We start from the raw sequence: 23,172 nt of genomic DNA on the forward strand, positions 1-23,172 counted from the left end.
GCCCTTGTTCCCGCCCGGACCGGAGCGGAGGGATGGGCGCACCTTTTCCCAACCGCGCCTCCACTCCTCAACGGAACTCCAGGCAATTCCTTCAAGCATAGGGAGATAAGGTGCGCCAGGCCCCGGGTTCATGGTGAAATCGAGCATTCCCTTGAGAATCCCAATCGACCCCGCCCGAAGAAGAGACCATGACCGAAAGCCCCTCCACGCCCCTCACCCCCCGGCAGGAATACATCGCCAGCGTCTGCAATGCCTGCGACCGGAACCTGTTCTGTCCGAGAGCCTACGGCGAAGGCTGTTCCTACCTCCAGGACCTCGCCCCCTGACCTGGAACCTTGCCGGCGCGGGACCTGGAGCGCGGGAAGGGATCCGGCCCGGCGGAGCTTGATGGGATGATCCATCCTGCCGCGGCCTCCGGGGCCCGTGGCGGAGGCGGGCTCAGGTCCCGGGTTCCGCCCCTTCCGGCCGCACCCGGAGCACCCGTTCCAGCTTCCAGCTCCCGGCGCCGAGCCTCCCCAGGGCCCGCGCCAGGGCCTCCCGGCTGCAGCGCAGCTCCGTCGCCCAGGCGTCCAGGGGCACCTCGCCCCCCTCGGGGCGGTTCTCGAGCCAGGCGGTCCAGAGCTCGCCCAGGGCGCCGGCGTCCGGCTCGGTCCGGTCCCGCCAGTTGCGCTCCTGGGGGCGGTTGGGCTGGTAGAAGGGCGTGCCGCGCAGGGCCGCGGGCAGGAAGGCCTGGGGGCGGTCGTAGTCGGCGTGGGAGTAGAAGTAGCCCTCTCCCTTGCCGGCGGAGCGGCTGGTGGCGGTGTGGGCGTCGCCGATGGCGTCGGGGACCGGCAGGTCGGGGGCGGCCATGGCGGCGTCGATGGCCAGGACGGTGGCGTTGCTCTTGGGGGCGTTGGCCACGTAGAGGACGGCCTGGGCCACGGGGATGCGGGCCTCGGGCCAGCCGATCTGCTCGGCGGCGCGGCTCGCGGCCTCGGCGATGACGAAGGCCATGGGGTCGGCGTTGCCCACGTCCTCGGCCGCGCACACCAGGAGGCGCCGGCAGATGAAGCGGGGGTCCTCCCCCCCGCGGATCATGCGCGAGAGGTAGTAGAGCGCGGCGTCGGGGTCGGAGCCCCGCAGGCTCTTCTGGAAGGCGCTGGCCAGGTCGTAGTGGCCGTCGGCGCGGTCATACATGAGGCGGCCGCCCAGGGCCTCCCGGAGGCCCTCCAGGTCGGCGCCCGGCATGTTCAGCCAGGTCTCCAGGCCCGCCAGGGCCGAGCGCAGGTCGCCGCCGGCCCAGTTCGAAAGCCACGCCAGCACTTCGGCGGGGGGCTCGGCCTCCGGGCGCTCCAGGGCCCAGGCCCGCGCCAGGACCCGCAGGATCTCCGCGGGCTCGATGGGCTTGAGCGGCAGGAGCTGGCAGCGGCTGCGGAGGGCGGGGTTCAGGTAGAAGGCAGGGTTCTCCGTGGTGGCCCCCACCAGGATGGCCTCGCCCCGCTCCAGGCTGGGCAGGAGGATGTCCTGCTGGGCCCGGTTGTAGCGGTGGATCTCGTCCAGGAAGAGCACGGGGGGGACGGTGCGGAATAGGGGCTGTTCGCGGTGCTCGTTGAGGAACTTCTTCAGCTCGGCGGCGGAGCCCGAGGCCCCGGAGAACTCCAGGAAGGGGTGGCCCGTCGCCTGCGCCAGGAGCCGGGCCAGGGTGGTCTTCCCGGTGCCGGGGGGGCCCCAGAAGACCAGCGACGGCAGCCGCCCCCCGGCCGTCAGCCGCGTCAGGGCGCCCCGGGGGCCCAGGAGATGGCCCTGCCCCACCACCTCCTCCATGGCGTGGGGCCGCATGCGCTCAGCTAGGGGGACGTGGTTGCCGTTCATCGCTTCCAGATTATCCCATCCCCTCTCGAAAGCCCTTGGCTTGATCCGCCCAGGCAGGGGAGGATAGGGGAATGGGTGAATTTGATACTCCCGGTGACGCCTGCAGCATCCATTCCGCGCCCGAGACCGGCAACCGGCTCCTGGCGTGGCTCGGGAGGAACCGGGTCCCGCTGCTGTTCGCCCTGGCCCTCCTGCTGGTCCTGCCCATGCGGGACCTGTGGAGCCCGGACGAGCCCGACTTCGCCCAGTGCGTGCGCGAGATGCGCGAAAGGGGCTCCTGGCTGCTGCCCTACCTGAACGGGGAGCCCTACGCCGAGAAGCCGATCCTCTTCTACTGGCTCATGAAGGCCTCGGCGATCGCCGGGGAGGCCGCCACCGGAGGCCGGGGCTTCGTCTTCGGCATCTCCGCCTGGGCCCTGCGCCTGCCCTCGGTGCTGGCCTCCATCCTCTTCCTGTTCGGGTTCAGGCGGTGGACGGCGCGGTTCCTGCAGGCCGACATGGGGGACCTGGCGGCCCTGATACTCGCCTCGACGCCCATCTGGCTCTGGCAGTCGCAGCTGATCCAGATCGACATGGTCTTCACGGCGCTCCTGGCGTGGAGCTGGCTGGCCTGGATCGGGGGCTACCTGCTCATCCGCGACCAGGCCAACCCGCGCTACCCCTTTGAGGAACGGGTATGGTTCCTGTCGGCCTACGCCTCCATGAGCCTGGCCTTCCTGGCCAAGGGGCCCCTGGCGCTGGTGCTGTCGGGGGCGCTGCTCGCGGCCTTCCTGGTCTGGGAGCGGGATTTCAAGGCGCTGCGGCGCACGCTGCCCGGGTGGGGCCTCCTGGTCATGGCCGCGGTCATCGCGCCCTGGTACGTGGCCGCGGGGGTCAGGGGGGGCGCCGGCTACGCCTATCAGATGATCGTCCACCAGAACTTCGAGCGGGCCCTGAAGGCCTGGGACCACATCCAGCCGTTCTGGCGCTACGCGCAGTACCTGGCCGGGGACTTCTTCCCCTGGAGCCTGCTGCTGCCGGCCCTGGGCCTCTTCCTCCGGGGCACCGGGGCCCGGCGCAGCCCCCTGGCGCGGTTCCTCCTCCTGGCGGCCGTCGTGCCGTTCGTGCTCCTGAGCTGCTCCCAGAGCAAGCAGGGCAAGTACATCCTCATGATCTACCCGTTCCTGGCCCTGCTGCTGGCCGCGCTCCTCCAGCCCCTGTCCGTGGAGGCCGTCGGCCCCACCCGCCTGCGCCGCCTGGGGGGGATCCTGGCCGGAGCCCTGGCGGTGCCGGGCCTGGCCCTGGGCGCCCTGGCCTTCCTGCACGCGGGGGGCCCCAGGATCCAGGCCGAGATCCTGCCCTACCTCGGCCCCCTGCGGGTCTGCGCGGCCATCGCCCTGCTGGGGGCCCTGTCCATCCTGGGCCGGGTGCTGGCCGGCGAAGGCCGGCACGTGGTGCGGGACACCGCCGTCACCATCATCCTGGCCTTCCTTGTGGTGGGCACCTGGGGCTTCCGGCTCCTGGACGCCCGCAAGGGCTACCGCGCGTGGACCGAGGCGGTCCAGCCCCTCATCCAGGGTCGCAGGGTCTTCTTCTGGCAGACCATCCGCAGCGGCGCCATGGTCTACACCGACCACCGCATGCCCGAGCTGCGCACGGCGCGGGACCTGGAGGCCCTGGGCCCCGAGGACCGCCTCGTCTCCATGCGCCGGGAATGGGACATGGACGACTGGGGCCTGGACCGCCAGCGGTTCGAGGTCATGCTGAGAGTGCCCGTCGGAGGAGGGGAAGCCCTCCTCATCCGAAGGAAGCCCGGAAAGGAAGCCAAGTGAGCCCCTACGTCAAGGCCCTCCCCCTCATTCTCATCGGCGTTCTCCTCAACGCCTTCGCGCAGATCGCCATGAAGAAGGGCCTCCAGGCCGTGGGCGGCATGACCTGGGACCTGCCGTCCCTGTTCAGGCTGGGGCTCAACCCCTGGACCCTCACGTGCCTGGGCTGCTACGCCTTGAGCGTGGTGCTCTGGGCCGGGGCCCTCAACCTGGTGGAGGTGAACTACGCCTATCCCTTCCTGGCCCTCGGGTTCCTGGTCAACGCCCTCCTGAGCCAGGCGGTGCTGGGCGAGAGCATCCCGCCCCTGCGCTGGGGCGCCCTGTCCCTGATCATCCTGGGGGTCGCCCTCCAGGCGTTCACCGGGGTGGCCAAGCATTCCTGAAACACGCCATCCCCGGTAGGAGTCCAAAGCCATGGACGGAAGCCCTCCAGCCCTTCCCATCGACTGGCCCCTGCCGGGCCACGACCCCAAGGACATCCACATCCTGGTGGTGGATGACCAGGAGATCATCCGCATGGCCCTGCTGCGCACCCTGCGCAAGCATGGCTTCACCTGCTCCGAGGCCTCCGACGCCTTCAAGACGCTCGAGATGCTGGACTCCGCCAGGATCGACCTGGTGCTCTCCGACATCCGGATGCCGGGCATGACCGGGCTCGCGCTGGTCAAGGCCGTCGCCCACCGCATACCCGACATCGCGGTCGTGATGGTCAGCTCCATGGACAACACCGAGATGGCCATGGAGTGCCTGCGCCACGGCGCCTACGGTTACGTGCTCAAGCCATTCAAGACCAACGATATCCTCATCGCGGTGGCCGCCGCGCTGCGCCGGCGCATGCTGGAGCTGGACTACCGGGACCGGGAGGCCATCCTGGCCCGCCGGGTGCAGGAGCAGACCCTGGAGATCAAGGCCTCCCGGGACGAGGTGGCCCTGCGCCTGATATCGGCCTCCGAGCACCGGGACAACGAGACCGGAGCCCACGTGCGCCGCATCGGCCTCTACGCCGCCGAGATGGGGCGGCTGCTGGGGTGGGACGAGGAGCGCATCGAGACCGTCCAGGCCGCGGCGCCCATGCACGACATCGGCAAGATCGGCGTCCCGGACCGCGTCCTCCAGAAGGACGGCCGCCTCACGGAGGAGGAGTGGATCATCATGAAGACCCACACCACCATGGGCGCCAACATCCTCAAGGACTCCACCGTCCCCTTCATCCGCATGGGCGCGAGCATCGCCGCCTGCCACCACGAGAAGTGGGACGGCACCGGCTATCCCCTGGGCCTGTCGGGCGAGATGATCCCCATCGAGGCGCGCATCACCTGCCTGGTCGACATCTACGACGCGCTGATCCACCGGCGCGTGTACAAGACGCCCTGGACCGAACCCGAGGTCCTGGCCTACCTCAAGGACAACAGCGGCAAGCTCTTCGACCCCGCGCTGGTCCGGCTCTTCTTCGACAACCTGCCGAGGTTCCGGGAGATCATGCTGGCGCACCCCGACCAGTACGCCGAACCCGAGATCCCCTGATCAGACGCCGAGCACGTGTCCGGCCAGGGCGATGCACGCGGTGAGCCCCGGGGACTCGATGCCCAGGAGGTTCACCAGGCCGGGGACGTCGTGGTCGGCCGCGCGCTGGATGACGAAGTCCCGGGCCTCGGCATCGCCGGGGCCCTGGAGCTTGGGGCGGATGCCCGCGTAGGCGGGCTGGAGGGCCCCGTCGGGCAGGCCGGGCCAGTAGCGCCGGATCTCGGCGTAGAAGGCGTCGGCGCGGGAGAGGGCCACGTCGTAGTTCTCCTCCTCGACCCACTCCACGTCGGGACCGAACCGGGCCTGGCCGCCCAGGTCCAGGGTCAGGTGCACGCCCAGGCCGGCCGCTTCGGGCACGGGGTAGACGAGCCGGGAGAAGGGTGCGGGCCCGCTGAGGGCGTAGTAGTTGCCCTTGGCCAGGAACACCGGGGGAAGGGCGTCCGCGCGCACCCCGCGGATGCCCCGGGCCACCTTCCGGGCGCCCAGGCCGGCGCAGTTGTACACCTCCGAGGCCAGGATGGCCAGGGGCTCGGGGCCGCCGACCTCCATCCGGACGCCCTCAGGATCGGCCGCGCCGCCGAGAACGGGGCTGCGGAGCACCAGGGTGGCGCCGTGGTCCTCGGCGTCGGCGAGGAGGGCCTTCATGAGGCCGTGGGTGTCCACGATCCCGGTGGAGGGGGACTGCAGCGCCGCCAGGCACGTCAGCCGGGGCTCCGCCGCCACGGCCTGGGCGCCTGTGATCATGCGCAGGCCGGGCACGCCGTTGGCGAGGCCGCGGGCCAGGACCTTCTCCAGGGTCTCCACCTGGCCGGGCCGGGTGGCCACGATGAACTTCCCGCAGCGCCGGTGATCCACGCCGTGGGCCTCGCAGAAGGCGTACAGCTCGGGGTTGCCCTCGACGCAGAGGCGGGCCTTGAGGCTGCCGGTGGCGTAGTACATGCCGCCGTGCACCACTTCGCTGTTGCGCGAGCTGATGCCGGTGCCGAAGCGGTCCTCGCGCTCCAGGATCACCACCTCCCGGCCCTTCAAGGCCAGCTGGCGCGCCACGGCGAGGCCCACGACGCCCGCGCCGATCACCACGCATTCGATCCGCTCGGTCATGAAAATCCTGTGGGGAAATGTCAGAATGGAGTGCCCGGATTCTACCCCCACTTGCCCGGAAGGGGCCAGCAGGATCCGGCGCCCACTCTTCCCGCTCCCGTGAGGCCCCGCCATGAACCGGATGGACGGGATGCAGGGGATGAAAAAACGAAAATTCCGGATCCGCGTAAAACCTTTTGACGACTTGCCCGGCTTCAGGATCCGTCCCGCGGACATACAGATCTATGAGACCGGGCGGGTCGGAAAGTTCGGCTAGGATTGACCCATGCGGCGCTCCTGGATCTGGCTCCTTCCCCTGGCCCTGGCCTTCAACACCTTCTGGCTCAGCAGCCGGAGCTCCCTGCCGGTGTCCCTGGGACACCCCCTGGACTGGTTCGCCCACGCCACGGAGTTCGCGGCCCTGGCGCTGACCGCGGAAGTGGCCGCGCGCTGGACCTGGGGGACCGTTCCCACCTACCGGCGCCACCTGGCGATCTTCGCCCTGGCCTCCCTCTACGGCATGTCGGACGAGATCCATCAGATCTTCGTCCCGGGGAGGGACGCGTCGATCCTGGACTGGGCGGCCGATTCCATCGGCGCGGTCCTGGGCCTGGGCCTCTCGTGCCTGCCGCTCCTGTGGCGCCGCTGGATGGCCTCCCTCGGCTGGCTCCGGGGCGAACCCCGCCGGCCCGACCCCTCGGCGCCCCTGGTCCTGGTGGCCGACCCCCACTGGAGCGGGGACCTCACGGGGCTGCGGGAGGCCACCGCCGCCCATCCGGGGGCCGACTGGCTCTTCCTGGGGGACGTCTTCGACGTGTGGGTGGGGATCCCGGGCATGGAGTCGCCCCAGCAGGAGGCCTTCCTGGCCTGGGTGGACGAGCGGCGCCGTCAGGGCCGCTGGGTGGGACTCTGGCTGGGCAACCGGGAGTACTTCCTGGACGGACTGTCCGGACGCTTCGACCTCATGGGCGAGGGCATCGGGGGCGGCCTTCCCGCGGAGGCGCTGGCCTGGGAGCACGGGGACCTCATCAACGCCGCCGACTGGCAGTACCGGCTCTGGAACCTGGTCTCCCGCAGCGGCGTCATGTGGCTGGTGGCCCGGGCCCTGCCGCGTTCCACCGCCCGGTCCCTGGCCGCCCGCCTCGAACGGTCCATGCGCACCACGAACCGGGCCTACAAGCTCGCCTTTCCCCGGGAGGCCTTCCGGGCCGCCGCCGCCGCCCACGCGGGGAAAACCTTCATCACGGGGCACTTCCACTCCCATGAGGTCGAGGGCAACGGCACGGCGCTGCCCTGGGCCCACGATGGTAATTTCATGGTCTGGGAGCAGGGAATCCTTAAACCTCTGACTCCCTTGGCGCATCTATAGTCCAGTCCGGAGGTTCCCATGAACTTGAAAAGCGCCCTGTTCCCCCTGACCCTGGCCGTACTGGCCGGTTGCACGCCCTACACGGTCAGGTACGACTACGATGCCCATGCCTCCTATGCGTCCTTCAAGACCTGGGACTGGTATGCCGCCAGCAAGAAGGCCCAGGGCAAGTCCGACGGCGTGAACAACCCCATCATGGACCGCCGGGTCCGGGCCGCCGTGGAGCGGGAACTGGCGGCCAAGGGACTGAAGGTGGAGAAATCCGCCGAGCCCGACGTGCTGGTGACCTACTACCCGGCCTACCGCCAGGGCACGGTGTACACCACCACCACCGTGGGCACCCACTTCGGCTACTGGCGGCCCTGGGGCTACGGGGTGGGCACCCAGTTCACCGAGGCCCGGCGCTACCGGGAGGGCAGCATCATCCTGGAGATCGTCGACAACAAGACCAACCAGCTCATCTGGCAGGCGGTTGCCGAAGGGGCCCTCACGGGCCTCACCGACCCCGAGGATGCCGAACAGCAGGTCTCCCAGGCGGTAAACACGATGCTTTCCCGCTTCCCTCCCCCCCGGAAATGAAGCTTGGGGTAGGATAGGGGTCCAGGACCCCTATGGACACCTATAACATCCTGATCGTGGACGATGAATCGGACTTCCGGACGCTTCTTGTGGAAGCGCTGGAGAGCATGGGCTACCTGTGCGAAGGCGCGGAGACGGCCGAGCTCGCCCTGGACATGGCGCGCACCCGCCACTTCGCCATCATCTTCACGGACCTGAACATGCCCGGGGGCCTCTCGGGCCTGGACCTGCTGCAGGCCATCCAGGAGATCGACCCCAAGACCTTCTGCATCCTCATGACGGGCTACGCCACCACCGACAGCGCCATCCAGGCGCTCAAGAACGGGGCCTACGACTTCATCCAGAAGCCCTTCAAGCTCGCAGAGCTGGACGCCAGCCTCCAGCGGGCCCTGAACCACTACAAGGCCCTGCGCCAGAACGAGGCCTACCAGTCGGGCCTGGAAGAGCGGGTGGCCGAGCGCACACGCGAAGTGGTGAAGCTCAAGGACGACATCGAGAAGCTCTTCGAGGGCTTCGTGCAGGCGGCCGTGTTCGCCATTGAAGCGCGGGACCCCTCCACCTCGGGCCATTCCAACCGCGTCGCCACCCTCACCGTGGGCCTGGCGGAGGCCGTGAACCGCACGCCGTCCGGCGCCTACGGGCCCCTCCACTTCAACGAGCACCAGGTGAAGGAGCTGCGCTACGCCAGCCTCCTGCACGACTTCGGCAAGGTCGGCGTGCGCGAGCAGGTGCTGGTCAAGGCCCGCAAGCTCGAGCCCGAGCGCCTGGAGCGCATCCTCCAGCGCCTCTACCAGCGGGACCTGGAAGCCGCGGCCCGGCGCCTTCAGGAGGCCTGGAAGCGCAACGAGGCCTTCGAGGAGGGCTACTTCGAGATCCTCATGGCCGCCCACCGCGCCGAGAGCCAGCGCATCGCGGACCTGGTGCTGCGCTGCAACGAGCCCAAGCTCCTCACCCAGGAGGTGGTGGACTCAATGGACGAGCTTGAGGACCTGGCCTTCCTGCACTGGGAGGGCGCTCCCGCCAAGGTCCTCGAGCCCACCGACATCGCCGCCCTGCGGATCCCCCGCGGCAGCCTCTCCAAGGCCGAGCGGGACGAGATCAACAGCCACGTGGACAAGACCTACCGTTTCCTCAAGCAGATCCCCTGGACCGGCACCCTGGCCGACGTGCCCGGCATCGCCTACGCCCACCACGAGAGGCTCAACGGCATGGGCTACCCCCGCGCCCTGAAGTCCGAGGCCATCCCGCCGCAATCCAAGCTCATGGCCATCTGCGACGTGTACGACGCCCTGGTGGCGGCGGACCGCCCCTACAAGGTGGCCGTCACCGTGCCCCGGAGCCTGGAGATCCTCGAGGACGAGGCCAAGGCCGGGCTCCTGGACGGGGACGCCCTGGGCATCTTCCTGGAGGCCCGGATCTTCGACCTGACCATGACGCAGATCAAGGCCGAGCCGGAGCGGGCATGATCCGCGAACCGATCCTTCTGGTGGACGACGAGGAGGATCTCAGGACCTTCCTGAAGGATGCCCTCACCCACGACGGCTACCTGGTGGACGACGCCCCCGACGCCAACACGGCCCTGGCGATCCTCGCCCGCAGGCACTACCCCGTGGTGCTCACGGACCTCAACATGCCCGGCGGCCCCACGGGCTTCGACCTCATCTCGGCGGTGCACGCCCGGGACCCCCGCACCCTCTGCGTGGTCATCACCGGCTACGCCTCCCTGGAGACCGCCATCCGGGCCGTGAAGTTCGGAGCCTACGACTTCGTGCAGAAGCCCTTCCGCCTGGCCGAGATCGAGGCGGTGCTGGACCGCGCCCTGGACCACGCCGTGGTGGTGGGCCAGCTCCAGGACTACCAGCGGGACCTGGAGGGCCGCGTCCTGGCGCGGGTGCGGGAGAACCGGGAACTCGTCGAGGAGATGGAGCGGCTCAACGCGCTGCTGCTGGCCTCCCAGGCCGAGGCCTCCGAGGCCCCCATCCTCCGGGCCTTCCTGGACCACCTCCAGCAACGCTGGCACACGGGCGGCCACATGGCCCTCCTGCCCGCCCCCGACGACGCCTGGGAGCTGGTGGCCGAAGGCGGTCCCCGCGGACCCCGCACCCACGGCCTGCCTCCCCCCTCGAAGCTGGACGAGGGGCGGGAGTGGGCCTGGGAGGGCGGCTACCCCGATGGCCACCTGATCCCCCTGCGGGCCAACGGCATCCTGCTGGGCGCGCTCTTCATCGGCTTCGAGGAGCGGAGCTCCTTCCACCCCGAGGCCCCGGCCTTCCTGCTCTGGCGGCGCCAGCTCGAGGCCGCGCTCCACGGCCTCCGCCGCGCCCGCGCCCTGGTGGACGCGGCCCGGGTGCGCTGAGGTGGACCGGTCCCCCGCCCACCGCCTGCTCTGGACCGGTTTCACGGGCCTGGACGCCGTCCAGGTCCAGCCCGGGTTCCAGCCCGGGGGCATCGTGCTCTTCGCCCGCAACCTCGACCCGCACCCCGTGGCGGGCCCCGCCCGCTGCCACGCCCTGATCGGGGCCCTCCAGGAGCGCTGGGGACCCCTGGCGGTGGCCGTGGACCAGGAGGGCGGCGCCGTGAGCCGCCTGCGCGAATGGGTGGGCCTCACGCCCGGCCTGCGCGCGGTCTTCGAGGCGGGAGGCCCCGAAGGCTGCCGCCGGTGGGGGGGCCTGTGGGGCCGGGGCCTGCGGATGCTGGGCTTCAACGTGGACTTCGCGCCGGTGGCCGACCTCTACGACCCGGCGCCGGATTCGGCCCTGGGCGGGCGCTGCGCCAGCCCCGACCCGCAGGAGACCATCGCCGCCGCCGGCGCCTTCCTGGAAGGCCTCGAAGCCGAAGGCGTAAGGGGCTGCCTCAAGCACTTCCCCGGCCTGGGCGGCACCCGCCTGGACAGCCACGTGGGCCTGCCCGAAACCAGCGACCCCGCCCGGCTGGAAGCCAACCTGGCGCCCTTCCGGGCCCTGGCCCACGCCGACCGCCTGGTGATGGTGGCCCACCTCAAGGTGCCCCAGAGCCAGGGCCTCCCCGCGAGCCTCTCCGCGCGCTGCGTGGCCGGCAATCCCTGGGGCGTGAAGGCCCGGTGGATCCCCGACGACCTGCAGATGGGCGGTGCCGACGGGTGGAGCTGGGAGGACAAGGTGCGCCACTGCCTCCTGGCGGGCCACGAGGCCCTCCTGGTGTGCCAGACGCCCGAAGCCTCCCTGGCCTGCGCCGAAGCCGCGGCCCGCATGCCCGAGGCCCTCTGGGCCCCCGCCGCGGCCCGGTTCCGCAGCCTGCGCCGGCTCCTGCACTGCCACGCCGGCCCCTTCCAACCCGCCCTTTGGAAGGCCTGGCTGGAGGAGGTCCGGGAGGAAACTGATGTATAAATTAGCAATAAGACTATCCAGCCCGAAGCCAACGCAAGTATCCTAAGCCCGAAGGAGCACCCATGGAACGCGCCTACTATCCGCCCATCGTCATCGAGGAAACCCCCCGGGGCGAGCGGAGCTACGACATCTACTCCCGCCTGCTCAAGGACAACATCATCTTCCTCGGCACCGCCATCGACGATTCCGTCGCCAACGCGGTGGTGGCCCAGATGCTCTTCCTGGAGAGCGAGGACCCGGACAAGGACATCCAGATCTACATCAACAGCCCCGGCGGCAGCGTCACCGCCGGCCTGGCCATCTACGACACCATGCAGTTCGTGAAGAACGACATCGTCACCTACTGCATCGGCCAGGCCGCCTCCATGGGCGCCCACCTGCTGGCCGCCGGCACCAAGGGCAAGCGCTTCGCCCTGCCCAGCGCCCGCATCATGATCCACCAGCCCTCCGGCGGCGCCCAGGGCCAGGCGTCGGACATCGAGATCACCTTCAAGGAGATCCAGCGCCTGAAGGACAACCTCGCCGCCGCCCTGGCCAAGCACACGGGCCAGAACCTCAAGAAAGTCATGAAGGACATGGATCGTGACTATTTCATGAGTGCGGACGAGGCCCAGGATTATGGGCTCATCGACCGCGTCCTGTCCGAACGCCCGGCCTGAAAATCTTCCGGGTTGTGACGCATTACGCCGTTGCGTAGAGGCATGGTAGTGGTTACTCCACAGGATCACGCCATGACTCTGCTGTCCAACCATGCATTCGAGCAACTCCGCCAGATCCCCCTCTACGTCCCCGGGAAACCCATCCAGGAGGTGCAGCGGGAGCTCGGGCTGGAATCCATCGTCAAGCTCGCCAGCAACGAGAACCCCTGGGGCCCCAGCGAGGCCGTGAAGGCCCGCGTCATCAAGGCCGTCACCGGGGGCCGGGACGAGGGCCTGGGCCTCTACCCCGTCTCGGACGGCTTCTACCTGCGCTCGGCCATCGCCAGGCGCCGGGGCTTCAACCTGGGCCAGATCATGCTGGGCAACGGCAGCTCCGAGATCATCGAGATGGCCGCCAAGGCCGCGCTCCTGGGCGGCGGCAGCGGCGTGGCCCCCAAGCATTCCTTCGCCATCTACGGCATCGCCACCCAGACCGCGGGGGGCCGGTTCATCGAGTGCCCCTGCAGCCCCACCGAGGTGGACGCGGACGCGATCCTCGGCGCCGTGCAGCTGGACACGCGCATCGTCTACCTGGGCAACCCCAACAACCCCACCGGCGTCATGCTGGGCCGGGAAGGGCTGGCGCGCCTGGTGCGCGAGCTCCGGGACGACATCCTGCTGGTCGTCGATCAGGCCTATTCGGAGTACGAGGATCCGGAGACCTACCCCGACGCCACGAGTTTCCTGGACGAGCGCAGCAACCTCCTCGTGCTCCACACCTTCTCCAAGATCCACTCCCTGGCCGCCATGCGCATCGGCTACGGCATCGGCCACCTCAAGCTCATCGCCCTCCTGGAGCGCGTGCGCAGCCCCTTCAACACCAACATGCTGGCCCAGGTGGCCGCCGAGACGGCGGTGGAGGACTACCCCTTCGAGGCCTTCTCCCGCGCCCGCAACGCCGAGGCCCGCCAGGCCTTCTTCGCCGAGGCCGCCAACCACAGGTGCAAGGCCACGGGCATGGCCGGGAACTTCATCCTCCTCGAGAGCGTCCTGCCCGCCATGGAGATGTTCAAGGACCTCCTCAAGGCCGGGGTGATCGTGCGCCCCATGCACGCCTACGACCTGCCCAACCACGTGCGGGTCACCCTGGGCAAGCCCGAGGAGATGCAGGCCTTCTGGGCGGCGGCCACGCCCGTGCTGGACAACGCCGGCTGCGGTTGCCGGTAGGCTCTCCCGGGCCTATGATGTCCGATCGGGAGGCCTCCTTGGGCACCTACCACATCGCAGGTGACCTGCTCCGCGCCTCGGTGCGGACAGCGGGGGCCGAGCTCTGCCGGCTCCAGACCGGCGCCGGGACGGACCTGCTGTGGGACGGCGACCCCACCGTGTGGGCCCGGCAGGCCCCCAACCTCTTCCCCATCGTCGGCGCGCTCAAGGGCGACCGGCTCCAGCACAAGGGCAAGGCCCACACCCTGGGCCGGCATGGCTTCGCCCGCGACCGGGAGTGGGCCCTCAAGCGCCTCACCGCCCATTCCGTCACCCTGCGCCTCTGCGACGACGAGGCCACCCGGGCCGCCTACCCCTTCCCCTTCGAGCTGTGCGTCACCTTCCGCATCGACGGGAACCAGCTGAGGGTGCAGTACGACCTGCACAACCCGGGCGGGAGCGCCCTCTTCGCCAGCCTCGGAGCCCACCCCGCCTTCCGCTGGCCCCTGCACCCCGACATCCCCCGGGAAGCCCACCGCATGGTCTTCGAGAAGCCCGAGATGGCCTTCCTGCCCGTGCTGGACGCCCGGGGCCTCCTGGGCGCCGGCAACCAGCCCAGCCCCCTCAGGAACCGGGAGCTCGCCCTCCGGGACGAGGTCTTCCAGGAGGACGCCCTCATCTTCAACCCGGTGGAGAGCCGGTTCCTGCGCTACTCCGCCCCCGGCACCCCCGTGGTGGAGGTCAGCTGGGAGGGCTTCCCCCAGCTGGGCATCTGGACCCGGCCGGGAGCCGGCTTCGTGTGCATCGAGCCCTGGCGGGGTTTCGCCAGCCCGGCGGCCTTCGAGGGGGAGTTCAGCGAGAAGCCCGGTATCTTCCAGGTGGGGGCCGGGGCCACCACGACATCGGCCTATTCGGTACGAGTGCTTCCCGGTTGAGCCCAAGCCTGGGACACTGGAGGATTAGTCGAAGGAGACCGAATGGCAGTGCAGTGCGGAATCGTGGGCCTTCCCAATGTGGGTAAGTCCACCCTTTTTAACGCTTTGACCCGGGCCGGGGCCGCTTCGGCCAACTATCCCTTCTGTACCATCGAACCCAACACCGGCGTCGTGGACGTGCCGGACTCCCGCCTGGACAGGCTGGCGGAGATCGTGGTCCCCCAGCGGGTCCTCCCCGCCTCCCAGGAGTTCGTGGACATCGCCGGGCTCGTGCGGGGCGCCAGCAAGGGCGAGGGCCTGGGCAACGCCTTCCTGGCCAACATCCGCGAGACCGACGCCATCGTCCAGGTGGTGCGCTGCTTCGTGGACGGGGACGTCACCCACGTCGAGGGCGGCGTGGACCCCGCGCGGGACCTCTCCATCATCGACACCGAGCTGATCATCAAGGACCTGGACGGGGCCGAGAAGGCCCTGGACCGCCACCGGAAGATCGCCAAGAGCGGCAACAAGGAATCCCAGCAGCTGGTGGCGGCCCTGGAGAAGGTCCACGGCGCCCTGGACCGCGGGGAGTGGGCCTCCACCGCCGATATGTACAAGGAGGAGCTCGCCCTGGTGAAGTCCTTCGGCTTCATCACCCTCAAGCCCATGCTCCTGGTCGGCAACATCTCCGAGGCCGACATCCCCGACCCCGGGGCCAACCCCCACTATGCGGCCCTGGAGGCCGCGGCGGCCCAGCGCGGGTGCCCCGTGATCCCCATCTGCTCCAAGCTCGAAGCCGAGATCCAGGAGCTGAGCCCGGAGGAGCGCCCGCTCTTCCTGGAGGAGGCCGGCCTCAAGGAGCCCGGGCTCAACCGGCTGATCACGGCCTCCTTCCGCCTGCTCAACCTCCAGACCTACTTCACCGCCGGCGTCAAGGAAGTGCGGGCCTGGACCATTCCCATCGGCGCCACCGCCCCCCAGTCCGCCGCGGTGATCCACACCGATTTCGAGAAGGGCTTCATCCGGGCCCAGGTCATCGCCTTCGAGGACTTCATCACCCACAAGGGCGAGCAGGGCGCCAAGGAAATGGGACGCATGCGTTCCGAGGGCAAGGAATACATCGTCAAGGATGGCGACGTGATGCACTTCCTCTTCAACGTCTGAGGATTTCCTTTCCCCGGCGTCCCAGCGAACCCTCAGGATTTGATCTACACTCTGGGGAACACAATGGGTTCCATCAAGTTGACGAACCGTTCGCGTGGCCACAGGCTGAACAGGTGATGGCAAAGCTCAAGGCAGGCAAACCCGCAGATTCCGGCACCCGCATCGAGGATCCCGCCATCCTCCGGGACGTGTTCCAGCAGCTCTTCGACCTGGAAGCGGAATTCCCCATCAAGGTGGAAGGCACCAGCACCCTGCCCTACTTCTGCTCCATCCTGAAGCTCAACTGGGACGAGGGCTGCCTCGTCCTCAAGCTGGTCCGGCCCCTGCCCCACGAACTCCTGGTGGGGGCCGTCTTCCACTTCCTCTGCGCGTCGGGGGAACAGCGCTACGAAGGTTTCATCACTTTCCAGGGGCGGGAGGGCTACCTCCAGTACCGTTTCGAGCGGCCCGCCTACCTTCTCCTCTCGGACCGCCGCGTCCACAAGCGCTACCCCTTCCGGCCCCGGGAGAGCGCCTACGTGATCCTCCAGGATTCCGGCGTACCGGGCCTGGGGGTGGCCGGGCCCCTGGTGAACATCGGCCTGGGCGGCCTGGCGCTGAGGGTGGACCGCATCATCCGGCTCGACACCGGGGTGCGGATCCCGCCCTCCACCGCCATCTTCGACCGGGGCAAGGGCTTCCCCCGGATCCGGGTGCAGGACCTCCCCCGGATCCACCTCCTGGAGGCCCGGGGCCTCTCCACCCACGCCACCGAGCGCGGCAACGAACTGGTCCTGGGGCTCGCCTTCACGTCCCTGACGCCCGAGGAGGAGGCCCTCATCCAGGCCGCGCTGGAGGTGCGCGACCGCCTGCAGCGGGGCGGCGGCCCCCGCTCGGAGGGGGGCGCCGTGGCCCTTCGCCCGGACGGTCGTCCCCTCCTGCCTGGCGAGGGGGCCCCCCCGGACGCGCAGGTGGCCGCGGGCGATATCCTGCGCCGCCTGAGGCGCCGCACCTCCACCGTGGGCCTGGTCATGCCCGAAGGCCCCCAGCGCGACGCCCTTGAGCTGCGCCTCCGGGAAGCGGGCTTCCTCCGTCTGCAGGTGGCCGGTTCCATGGCCCAGCTGGCCGCCCTGGCCGCCGGGGAGCCCCGCCGCCATGCCCCCCGCCTGTGCATCGTGGACCTCGCCGTGGCCCACGCCGGTGACGCCGAGCCCCTGGAGGCCGTGCGCTCCATCGAGGCCGAGGTCGCGGGCCTTGGGAGCATCCCCACCGCCATCCTCTGCGATGCCGTGGACCCCACGCTGCTGCTGGCCCAGGCCGACCTCACCCGGTTCGTGTCCACGGAAGTGGGACCGGAGTCCCTGGCGACCCTGGACGCCATGCTGGACCGGGATCCGGCGGAATAGTCCCGGATGCCGTCTGGGCACCTCGCCCCCGGACCTTGTGGGAGGCGAGGATACCGGCGATGCCTGGCGCCTGCACTCCCGCTCGGAGGAAGCGCCGGCCGGGTTCAGGCCTTCCTCACCGGCGCGACCTTCACGGGCTCGCCGCTGGCGGTGGTGCGGATCAGGTCGTCCTGCAGCCGGTTCCCGCCGCGCAGGATGGGGTCGGAGGCGTCCTTGGCCAGCAGGATCCCGCCCCGGGCGTTGCGGTGCACGACGCATTCCTCCAGGGTCACCTCGGCGTCCTCCAGCAGGAGGATGCCGGTGTCCTTGCCGTCCCGCAGGTCACAGCGCACCAGGAGGAGGCTGCCCCCGGGCTCGACCTTGGCGCCGGTGCCGGCATTGCCGAAGATCTCGCAGCCTTCCAGAACCCCGCGGCCCCGCCACGAGCAGACGACCCCGAAGGACCTGCCGTCGAAGATCCTGCAGGACTTCAGCTGCGCCGTGGCGCCGTTGTGGACCACCACGGCGGGTTCCTGGTTGCCGGAGAGTTCGCAGTCCTCCATGGCGAGCAGGCCCTGGTCCATGATCGAGCTGCCCAGCCCGTAGTTGCCCGCCATGCGGCAGCGCCGCAAGGTGATCGTGGCGCCGTAGGCCCCGTGCACGGCGCTCAGGGCATGACCCCCCAGGTCGCAATCGTCCAGGGTGGCCTGGCCCCGCTCCAGGACCAGGACGCCGATGGAGCGGGAGTCCATGACGCGGCAGCGGCGCAGTTCGGCCCGGGCCTCGGCCTCGACCTCGATGCCGCCGGCGGCCTGCCCCGAGACCTGGCAGTCCTCCAGCGTGGCCTGGGCGCCGGGCAGGAGGTGGACGCCCACGCCCGGGGGGTTGGTCAGCCTGCAGCCGTTGAGCAGCACCCGCGCGCCTGCGCCCACCCGAACCGCGGCCAGGAAGTCCCCGGCCAGATCGCAGGCCTCCAGGCGCGCCAGCGTGTTGGCCTCGGCCAGGACGGCCGCCGGGGCCGCGCCCCGGACCGAGCACTTCAGGAAGGTCGGGTCCACGGCGCCGCCCGCGATCTGGATGGCGGGGCCCCCGGCCACGTCGAACGCGCAGCCCTCGGCCACGATCCGGCCCCGCAGCGCCAGCAGGGCCGCGGCGGAGTCCGCGCTGCGCAGCGTGAGCCCGCAAAGCCTGACGTCGCCGGCGTCCAGGACCAGACAGGGGCCCTTGGGGCTCTCGATCACCACCTCCGAGGCCTCCCCCTGGCCCTCGATGGTCACGTCCTTGTCCACGACGAGGGACTCCCGGTACACGCCCGGCAGGACGACGATCCGGGTGCCGGGCTCGGCCTGGCGCAAGGCCACCCGCAGGCTCATGCACTGCGCCTTCCCGCCCTTGCCCACCATCAGCGTGCGGAGGCCGGCGGTGTCCGCGGGCTTCGGGAACGGGGCCGCCGCAGCCTCCCGGATGGCCTCGGCCAGGGCCTCGGCGGACGGGAATCGTTCCCCGGGCGCCTTGGCCAGGGCCCGGTCCGCCACGGCCAGGAGCGCCGGACTCAGTCCGGCCAGCTCCGCCGGGGTGAAGGGCGCCGGAGGCCGGCCCAGGATGGCGCCCAGGATGGAGGCGGGGGTTTCGCCCGCGAAGGGCCTGCGCCCCCCGGTGAGGATCTCGTAGAGCACGACCCCCATGGCGAAGAGGTCCGAGGCGGGCAGGGCCTTGCCGGTGTCGAGATACTCCGGGGCCATGTAGCTGGCGGTGCCCATCCAGTTGCCCTTCTGGGTGAGCTCCGACTGCTCCACCCCGGCCACGCCGAAGTCCATGAGCTTGGCCTGGGCCTTCCGGCCCAGCCGGCTCACGAGGATGTTGGCGGGCTTGATGTCGCGGTGGATGATGCCGTGCTCGTGGGCGAAGGCCAGCCCGTCGCAGGCCTGGGCCAGCAGCTCCAGCAGGTCCTCCCGGCTGTGCGCCCCGGAGCGGATGGCCGCCCCCAGGTCCTCGCCGTCCACGTATTCCATGGCCAGGAAGTGCGTGCCTTCGTCCTCGCCGAATTCGAAGACCGTGACGATGTTGGGATGGTTGAGGGATCCCGCGGACCGGGCCTCCCGCTCGAAGCGCGCGTTGGCGTCGGGGGCGAAGCTCGCGTTCAGGCGGATGGTCTTGACCGCCACGGCGCGGTCCAGGAGGGGGTCCTTGGCGAGGTACACCTCGCCCATGGAGCCGTGCCCCAGCATCCTCACGATCTCGAACTTGCCGATCCGCTCGCGCATCGGCTCCTACACTACCGCATCTGGATCGCCATGGCATTGAGCCGTTCGATGCGCTTCTCCATGGGCGGGTGGGTCGAGAAGAGCGACAGGATCCCGCCGCCCCGCAGGGGGTTCACGATCATCATGTGCGCCGTGGCGGGCTGGGCGTCCCGCATGGGCACCTGCTGGTTGTACGCGGCCAGCCGGCCGAGGGCCGAGGCCAGCTGGTCGGGGCGGCCCGTGATGTGGGCGGAGTAGTCGTCCGCCTCGTACTCCCGGGAGCGGCTGACGGCCATCTGCAGGAGGAGGGCGGCGATGGGGCCCAGGATCATCACCAGGATGGCCACCAGGGGGCTGCCGGAGTCGTCGTCCCGCCGGGGGGTGAACCAGAAGGCCATGCGGGAGAGCAGCATGATGGCCTGGGCCAGCACGGCGGCGAGGCTGCCGATGAGGATGTCCCGGTGCTTGACGTGGCCCAGCTCGTGGGCGAGGACGCCCTCCAGCTCGGGACGGGACAGGGCCCGGAGGAGGCCCTCGGTGACGGCCACCACGGCGTGGTCCGGGTTGCGTCCGGTGGCGAAGGCGTTGGGGGTCTCGTCGGGGATGATGGCGACCCGGGGCATGGGCAGGCCGGCCCGCTGGGCAAGGTTGGCGACGATGGCGTACAGCTCCGGCGCGTCGGCGGGGCCGACGATCTGGGCCCGGTAGGCGGCGAGGACGATCCTGTCCGAGAAGAAATAGCTGACGCCGTTCATCAGGATCGCGAAGCCCAGGGCCAGCACGATCCCCATGTCCCCGTAGAGCAGGCCGCCCGCCCAAACCAGCACGCCCGTCATGATCATGATCAGTATGAATGTTTTAATACTATTCATGCGTCACTCCCGTGCCCCCATTATCCCTCAGAGGCGCTTGATCACCACCAGGGTGACGTCGTCCTTGAAGCCGGCCCCGTCCAGGTGCTTGAAGGTCCGGGTCAGGAGCCGCTCGAAGAGCTCGTCGGCGCTGGCGCCGGGGTTCTCCAGGACCGTGGCCACCAGCGGTTCCTCACCCAGGTCCTCCCCCGCCAGGTTCTCGGCCTCGGACACGCCGTCCGTGAAGATGACCAGCGTATCGCCGGGATGCATGGTGGCCCGCCCTTCGCTGAACACCGCGCCGGGAAGGAGGCCCACCATGGGCCCCGTGGGCTGCAGATGCTCCAGGGGGCGCCCGTCCCCGGGCACCAGGAGGGGCGGGTTGTGCCCGGCGTTCACGTAGCGCAGATCGCCGGTGGCGGGGTTGAGGCTGCCCATGAAGAGGGTGGCGAACCGGTTCCGGTCCCGCACTTCGTTCATGCGTTCGTTGAGGCGCAGCGCCAGCGCGCCCCAGTCCACCACGCGCCGGTCGGCCATGGCCCGCAGGAAGGCCGAGAGCTGGGTCATCATGAGGGACGCCGGCAGGCCCTTGCCCGAGATGTCGGCCAGGGCGAGATGGAGCCGGGGGCTGCGGTCCAGGTCGGAGGCCATCCAGAGGTCGTAGAGATCGCCGCCCACGGCCTGGTAGGGCAGGTTGGCGGCGGCGCACTGCCAGCCTTCGGGCTCGGGCAGGCGCTTGGGGAGGATGCGGCGCTGGATGTTGCGGGCCAGCTCCAGGTCCTTCTCCAGCTTCATCGCCTGGAGCCGCGTCTCCCGCAGCTCGAGGCTGCCCAGCTGGGTGGAGGTGATGTTCAGGAGCGTCTGGAAGAACAGCTCGTCGTCGTCGTTGAGCTTGCCCTGGGCGGGCTCGGCGGCGTAGGCGAAGCCGTGGCTGTGGTCCTGGTCCCGGAGCTCCACGGCGTGCACGAGGCCCTTCTCCTCCACGAGCCCGTTGATGCTCTCCCCCTCCAGGACCGGCGGCAGCTTGCCCAGGCCCCGGCTGTGGATCACGGTGCCGTCGGCGCCCACCACCAGGAGGCGCTGGATGTGGAACTCCCCGGCCAGCGTGTTGGCCATGAGGCGGATGAGTTCGCCCCGGGTCTCCACCTCCCCGAGGTTCCGGGTGAGGTCGAACAGGGTGTTCAGCCGGGACAGCTGGAGGGCCAGGGCCCGGTTCTGGTCGCTGCGGTTGGCCTCCAGGCGCCGCCAGGCCAGGAGGGGCGCGGAAATGGACAGCAGGAGGGTGAGGGCGGCGGGCACTTCCGGGGTGCGCACCACCAGGAAGCCGTAGGGTTCCTCCCCGTAGGCCCAGGGCAGGCTCGTCCACCCCGGGCCCGGGTGGGTGGGGAACGGCGAGGCGTTGCCCCGCAGGAAGATCCACCGGGTCCCGTTCCAGATGCCGCCCTGGGGGGCCTTGGCGATGCCCAGGGCCGTCACCCCCACCAGGTGGATCAGATCCTCCTCGGTGGCCTGGGCCGGGAAGGTTTCCAGGAAGTCGATGATGGGCAGCAGTTCCTGGGTGCCTTCGGGAATGCGGGTGCACAGCTCCCGCAGGCGCTCGAAGGGGGGAAAGCCGGCCGGATCGGTCATGGGCGGGTCTCGGTCCTCTTGCGCATCCGGTCCATGGCCTCGGGGTAGAGGTCCTCGGCGCAGTTGGGGCAGATGCCGTGGGAGAAGGTGGCCGACGTGTGCTCGGAGACGTAGCTCTCCAGCTGGGTCCAGTAGCCCTGGTCGTTCCGGATCTTCTTGCACTGGGCGCAGATGGGAAGTAGGCCGCTGAGGGTCTTGATCTCGTTCATCCGGTCCTGGAGCTCGAGGTTGATCTTGGCCAGTTCGGCGTTGGACGCCTGCAGCGTCCGGCGGTTCCGGCGCATGTTCTTGTTGTAGATGGCCAGCGCGACGATGGCGGTGGCCAAGGTGCCCAGGCCCAGCACCAGCACGGCCAGGAAGTACCGGTTCCGCTCCAGCTGGAGCGAGGAGATCACCCGCTGCTTTTTCAGGGCCTCGATCTCGTTGTCCTTCTTGATCGTCACGATCTTCATCGTCGATTCGGCGATCTTGTTGCTCTCCTGGATGGTGTAGATGGAGTCCTTGATCTCCATGGCCTGCTTGAAGGCGCGGAAGGCCTCGGCGGTTTCGCCCTTCTTCTCGTGCAGCTCGGAGATCAGCTCATAGCTGCGCTTGAGCTCGTCCCGGGCGTTGATCACCTTCGCAAGCGCGGCGGCCTCCCGGGCGATGGGGATCCCCTGCGCATAGGAACCCGAGAGCAGGTGCATGCGCGCCGTGACGTTCATCACCTGGACGAGGCCATGGCGGTGGTTGAACTTCCCGTACTGGGCCCGGGCCAGGCGGAGGTACTCCCGGGCCTGGTCGAACTGCCGCAGTTCCGAGTAGGTCATTCCGAGGTTCATGTAGTTGTAGGCCAGGTAGCTGTCGTCCCGCGTCTCCCGGGAGAGGGCGAAGGCGGCGAGGTGGTTCGCGAGGGCGTCGTCCAGCCGGCCCATCTTGAACTGGGAGAAGCCGATGTTGAGCCGGGTGAGGATGAGCCTCTTGTTGTCCGGGTGCTGCTCGATCCGCTTGAGGATCTGCTCGTAGTATTCGATCGCCTGATCGTACTGGCCGCTGTTGTGGTACACGACCCCGATGAGGTTCAGGGACTGGGTCACGGCCTTCTCGAGTCCCAGCTCCTCGCGCAGGCGAAGGGATTCGATGGCCTCGTCCAGGGCCTGGCTGTAGGACCCGATGAAGGTGTAGGTGATCGCCATGGCGTTGTGGGCCTTGGCCATGCGCTCCTTGTCGCCCAGCTGGGTGCTCAGGGCCAGGGCCCGCTTGCCGAAATCGATGGCCTTGGGGTAGTCGCCGGACTGGCCCGAACAGAAGGAGGTGGACGTGAGGAAGGCGGCCTCCTTCTCCCGGTCCCCCTGCTGGATGGCCAGGGCGAGCCCTTCCACGGCATAGGCCAGCGCCTCCTGGGGAGAGGCCGACTCGGTGCTGTTGGCCAGATCCAGAAGCGCCACCATCCGCGCCCGGCCGGTAAGGGTGGGCAGGGCGGCCTTCATGGACTCGACCGAGGGTTCCCCCGGCTGGGCGTGGGCAGCAAGGAACCCGAGACACATGATGACGATTTTCAGGTTCCTGACGAATGAGAGCACTGCCTGGCCTCCCTGGTGAGCATGG

20 protein-coding genes are annotated in these 23,172 nt (G+C 69.7%); 14 read left to right on the forward strand and 6 right to left on the reverse strand.

Annotated features, from left to right (window positions below):
- Positions 1-188: 188 nt before the first annotated feature.
- Entirely contained in the window at positions 189-326 is a 138-nt protein-coding gene (locus tag RAH40_RS08105; RefSeq protein WP_306601587.1) for a hypothetical protein, read from the forward strand.
- A gap of 112 nt (positions 327-438) precedes the next feature.
- Here RAH40_RS08105 and RAH40_RS08110 read toward each other — a convergent pair whose 3' ends face one another.
- Positions 439-1,851 (reverse strand): replication-associated recombination protein A, encoded by a 1,413-nt coding sequence (locus RAH40_RS08110; protein ID WP_306601588.1) that lies wholly within the window; start codon positions 1,849-1,851, stop codon positions 439-441.
- A 71-nt stretch (positions 1,852-1,922) separates the two neighbouring features.
- On the opposite strand from RAH40_RS08110, the gene RAH40_RS08115 reads away from it, so the two are divergent.
- Genes RAH40_RS08115 through RAH40_RS08125 form a run of 3 tightly spaced genes read left to right on the forward strand, consistent with a single transcriptional unit; the run spans position 1,923 to position 5,183 of the window.
- Entirely contained in the window at positions 1,923-3,662 is a 1,740-nt protein-coding gene (locus tag RAH40_RS08115) for a glycosyltransferase family 39 protein (RefSeq protein WP_306601589.1), read from the forward strand.
- On the forward strand, positions 3,659-4,042 hold the full coding sequence (locus RAH40_RS08120; RefSeq protein WP_306601590.1) for a hypothetical protein: 384 nt from the start codon (positions 3,659-3,661) through the stop codon (positions 4,040-4,042). The genes RAH40_RS08115 and RAH40_RS08120 overlap by 4 nt, the downstream gene beginning before the upstream one ends.
- 31 nt (positions 4,043-4,073) lie before the next feature.
- Entirely contained in the window at positions 4,074-5,183 is a 1,110-nt protein-coding gene (locus RAH40_RS08125; RefSeq protein ID WP_306601591.1) for an HD domain-containing phosphohydrolase, read from the forward strand.
- Here the strand turns inward: RAH40_RS08125 and RAH40_RS08130 are convergent, their stop codons facing one another.
- Entirely contained in the window at positions 5,184-6,284 is a 1,101-nt protein-coding gene (locus RAH40_RS08130; RefSeq protein WP_306601592.1) for an NAD(P)/FAD-dependent oxidoreductase, read from the reverse strand.
- Positions 6,285-6,549: 265 nt separating this feature from the next.
- Here RAH40_RS08130 and RAH40_RS08135 point away from each other — a divergent pair, with 265 nt between their 5' ends.
- The 10 genes from RAH40_RS08135 to RAH40_RS08180 all read left to right on the forward strand — a co-directional run bounded on the left by RAH40_RS08135 (position 6,550) and on the right by RAH40_RS08180 (position 16,883).
- Positions 6,550-7,632 (forward strand): VanZ family protein, encoded by a 1,083-nt coding sequence (locus tag RAH40_RS08135; RefSeq protein WP_306601593.1) that lies wholly within the window; start codon positions 6,550-6,552, stop codon positions 7,630-7,632.
- An 18-nt stretch (positions 7,633-7,650) separates the two neighbouring features.
- The gene (locus RAH40_RS08140; protein ID WP_306601594.1) at positions 7,651-8,211 is read left to right on the forward strand and encodes a DUF4136 domain-containing protein; all 561 of its coding nucleotides are present in this window, start codon (positions 7,651-7,653) and stop codon (positions 8,209-8,211) included.
- Positions 8,212-8,243: 32 nt separating this feature from the next.
- Positions 8,244-9,677 (forward strand): HD domain-containing phosphohydrolase, encoded by a 1,434-nt coding sequence (locus RAH40_RS08145; protein WP_306601595.1) that lies wholly within the window; start codon positions 8,244-8,246, stop codon positions 9,675-9,677.
- Positions 9,674-10,567 carry a response regulator gene (locus tag RAH40_RS08150; protein WP_306601596.1) on the forward strand — a complete coding sequence of 298 codons (894 nt, stop codon included), beginning with the start codon at positions 9,674-9,676 and terminating at the stop codon, positions 10,565-10,567. Before RAH40_RS08145 ends, RAH40_RS08150 begins: the two co-directional genes overlap by 4 nt.
- A gap of 1 nt (position 10,568) precedes the next feature.
- Positions 10,569-11,576 carry a glycoside hydrolase family 3 N-terminal domain-containing protein gene (locus tag RAH40_RS08155; RefSeq protein WP_306601597.1) on the forward strand — a complete coding sequence of 336 codons (1,008 nt, stop codon included), beginning with the start codon at positions 10,569-10,571 and terminating at the stop codon, positions 11,574-11,576.
- A gap of 62 nt (positions 11,577-11,638) precedes the next feature.
- Positions 11,639-12,235, forward strand: coding sequence for an ATP-dependent Clp endopeptidase proteolytic subunit ClpP (clpP, locus tag RAH40_RS08160; RefSeq protein WP_306601598.1), 597 nt, complete (start codon positions 11,639-11,641; stop codon positions 12,233-12,235).
- 72 nt (positions 12,236-12,307) lie between these two features.
- On the forward strand, positions 12,308-13,441 hold the full coding sequence (locus RAH40_RS08165) for a histidinol-phosphate transaminase (RefSeq protein ID WP_306601599.1): 1,134 nt from the start codon (positions 12,308-12,310) through the stop codon (positions 13,439-13,441).
- A 38-nt stretch (positions 13,442-13,479) separates the two neighbouring features.
- Complete coding sequence (locus tag RAH40_RS08170) at positions 13,480-14,355, forward strand: aldose 1-epimerase family protein (protein WP_306601600.1); 876 nt, start codon at positions 13,480-13,482, stop codon at positions 14,353-14,355.
- Positions 14,356-14,397: 42 nt separating this feature from the next.
- A complete protein-coding gene (ychF, locus tag RAH40_RS08175) occupies positions 14,398-15,498 on the forward strand; it encodes a redox-regulated ATPase YchF (RefSeq protein WP_306601601.1) in 1,101 nt (366 codons plus the stop codon).
- A 116-nt stretch (positions 15,499-15,614) separates the two neighbouring features.
- On the forward strand, positions 15,615-16,883 hold the full coding sequence (locus tag RAH40_RS08180) for a PilZ domain-containing protein (RefSeq protein WP_306601602.1): 1,269 nt from the start codon (positions 15,615-15,617) through the stop codon (positions 16,881-16,883).
- 104 nt (positions 16,884-16,987) lie between these two features.
- Here the strand turns inward: RAH40_RS08180 and RAH40_RS08185 are convergent, their stop codons facing one another.
- From RAH40_RS08185 to RAH40_RS08200, 4 genes are all read right to left on the reverse strand, one after another.
- Positions 16,988-19,126, reverse strand: a complete 2,139-nt coding sequence (locus RAH40_RS08185; RefSeq protein ID WP_306601603.1) for a protein kinase — start codon at positions 19,124-19,126, stop codon at positions 16,988-16,990.
- 11 nt (positions 19,127-19,137) lie between these two features.
- Complete coding sequence (locus tag RAH40_RS08190; RefSeq protein WP_306601604.1) at positions 19,138-19,941, reverse strand: zinc metalloprotease HtpX; 804 nt, start codon at positions 19,939-19,941, stop codon at positions 19,138-19,140.
- A 63-nt stretch (positions 19,942-20,004) separates the two neighbouring features.
- Complete coding sequence (locus RAH40_RS08195) at positions 20,005-21,585, reverse strand: PP2C family protein-serine/threonine phosphatase (RefSeq protein WP_306601605.1); 1,581 nt, start codon at positions 21,583-21,585, stop codon at positions 20,005-20,007.
- Entirely contained in the window at positions 21,582-23,111 is a 1,530-nt protein-coding gene (locus tag RAH40_RS08200) for a tetratricopeptide repeat protein (protein ID WP_306601606.1), read from the reverse strand. Before RAH40_RS08200 ends, RAH40_RS08195 begins: the two co-directional genes overlap by 4 nt.
- Positions 23,112-23,172 lie beyond the last annotated feature (61 nt).

This window comes from Geothrix sp. 21YS21S-2 (genome assembly GCF_030846775.1).
Lineage (GTDB): Bacteria > Acidobacteriota > Holophagae > Holophagales > Holophagaceae > Mesoterricola.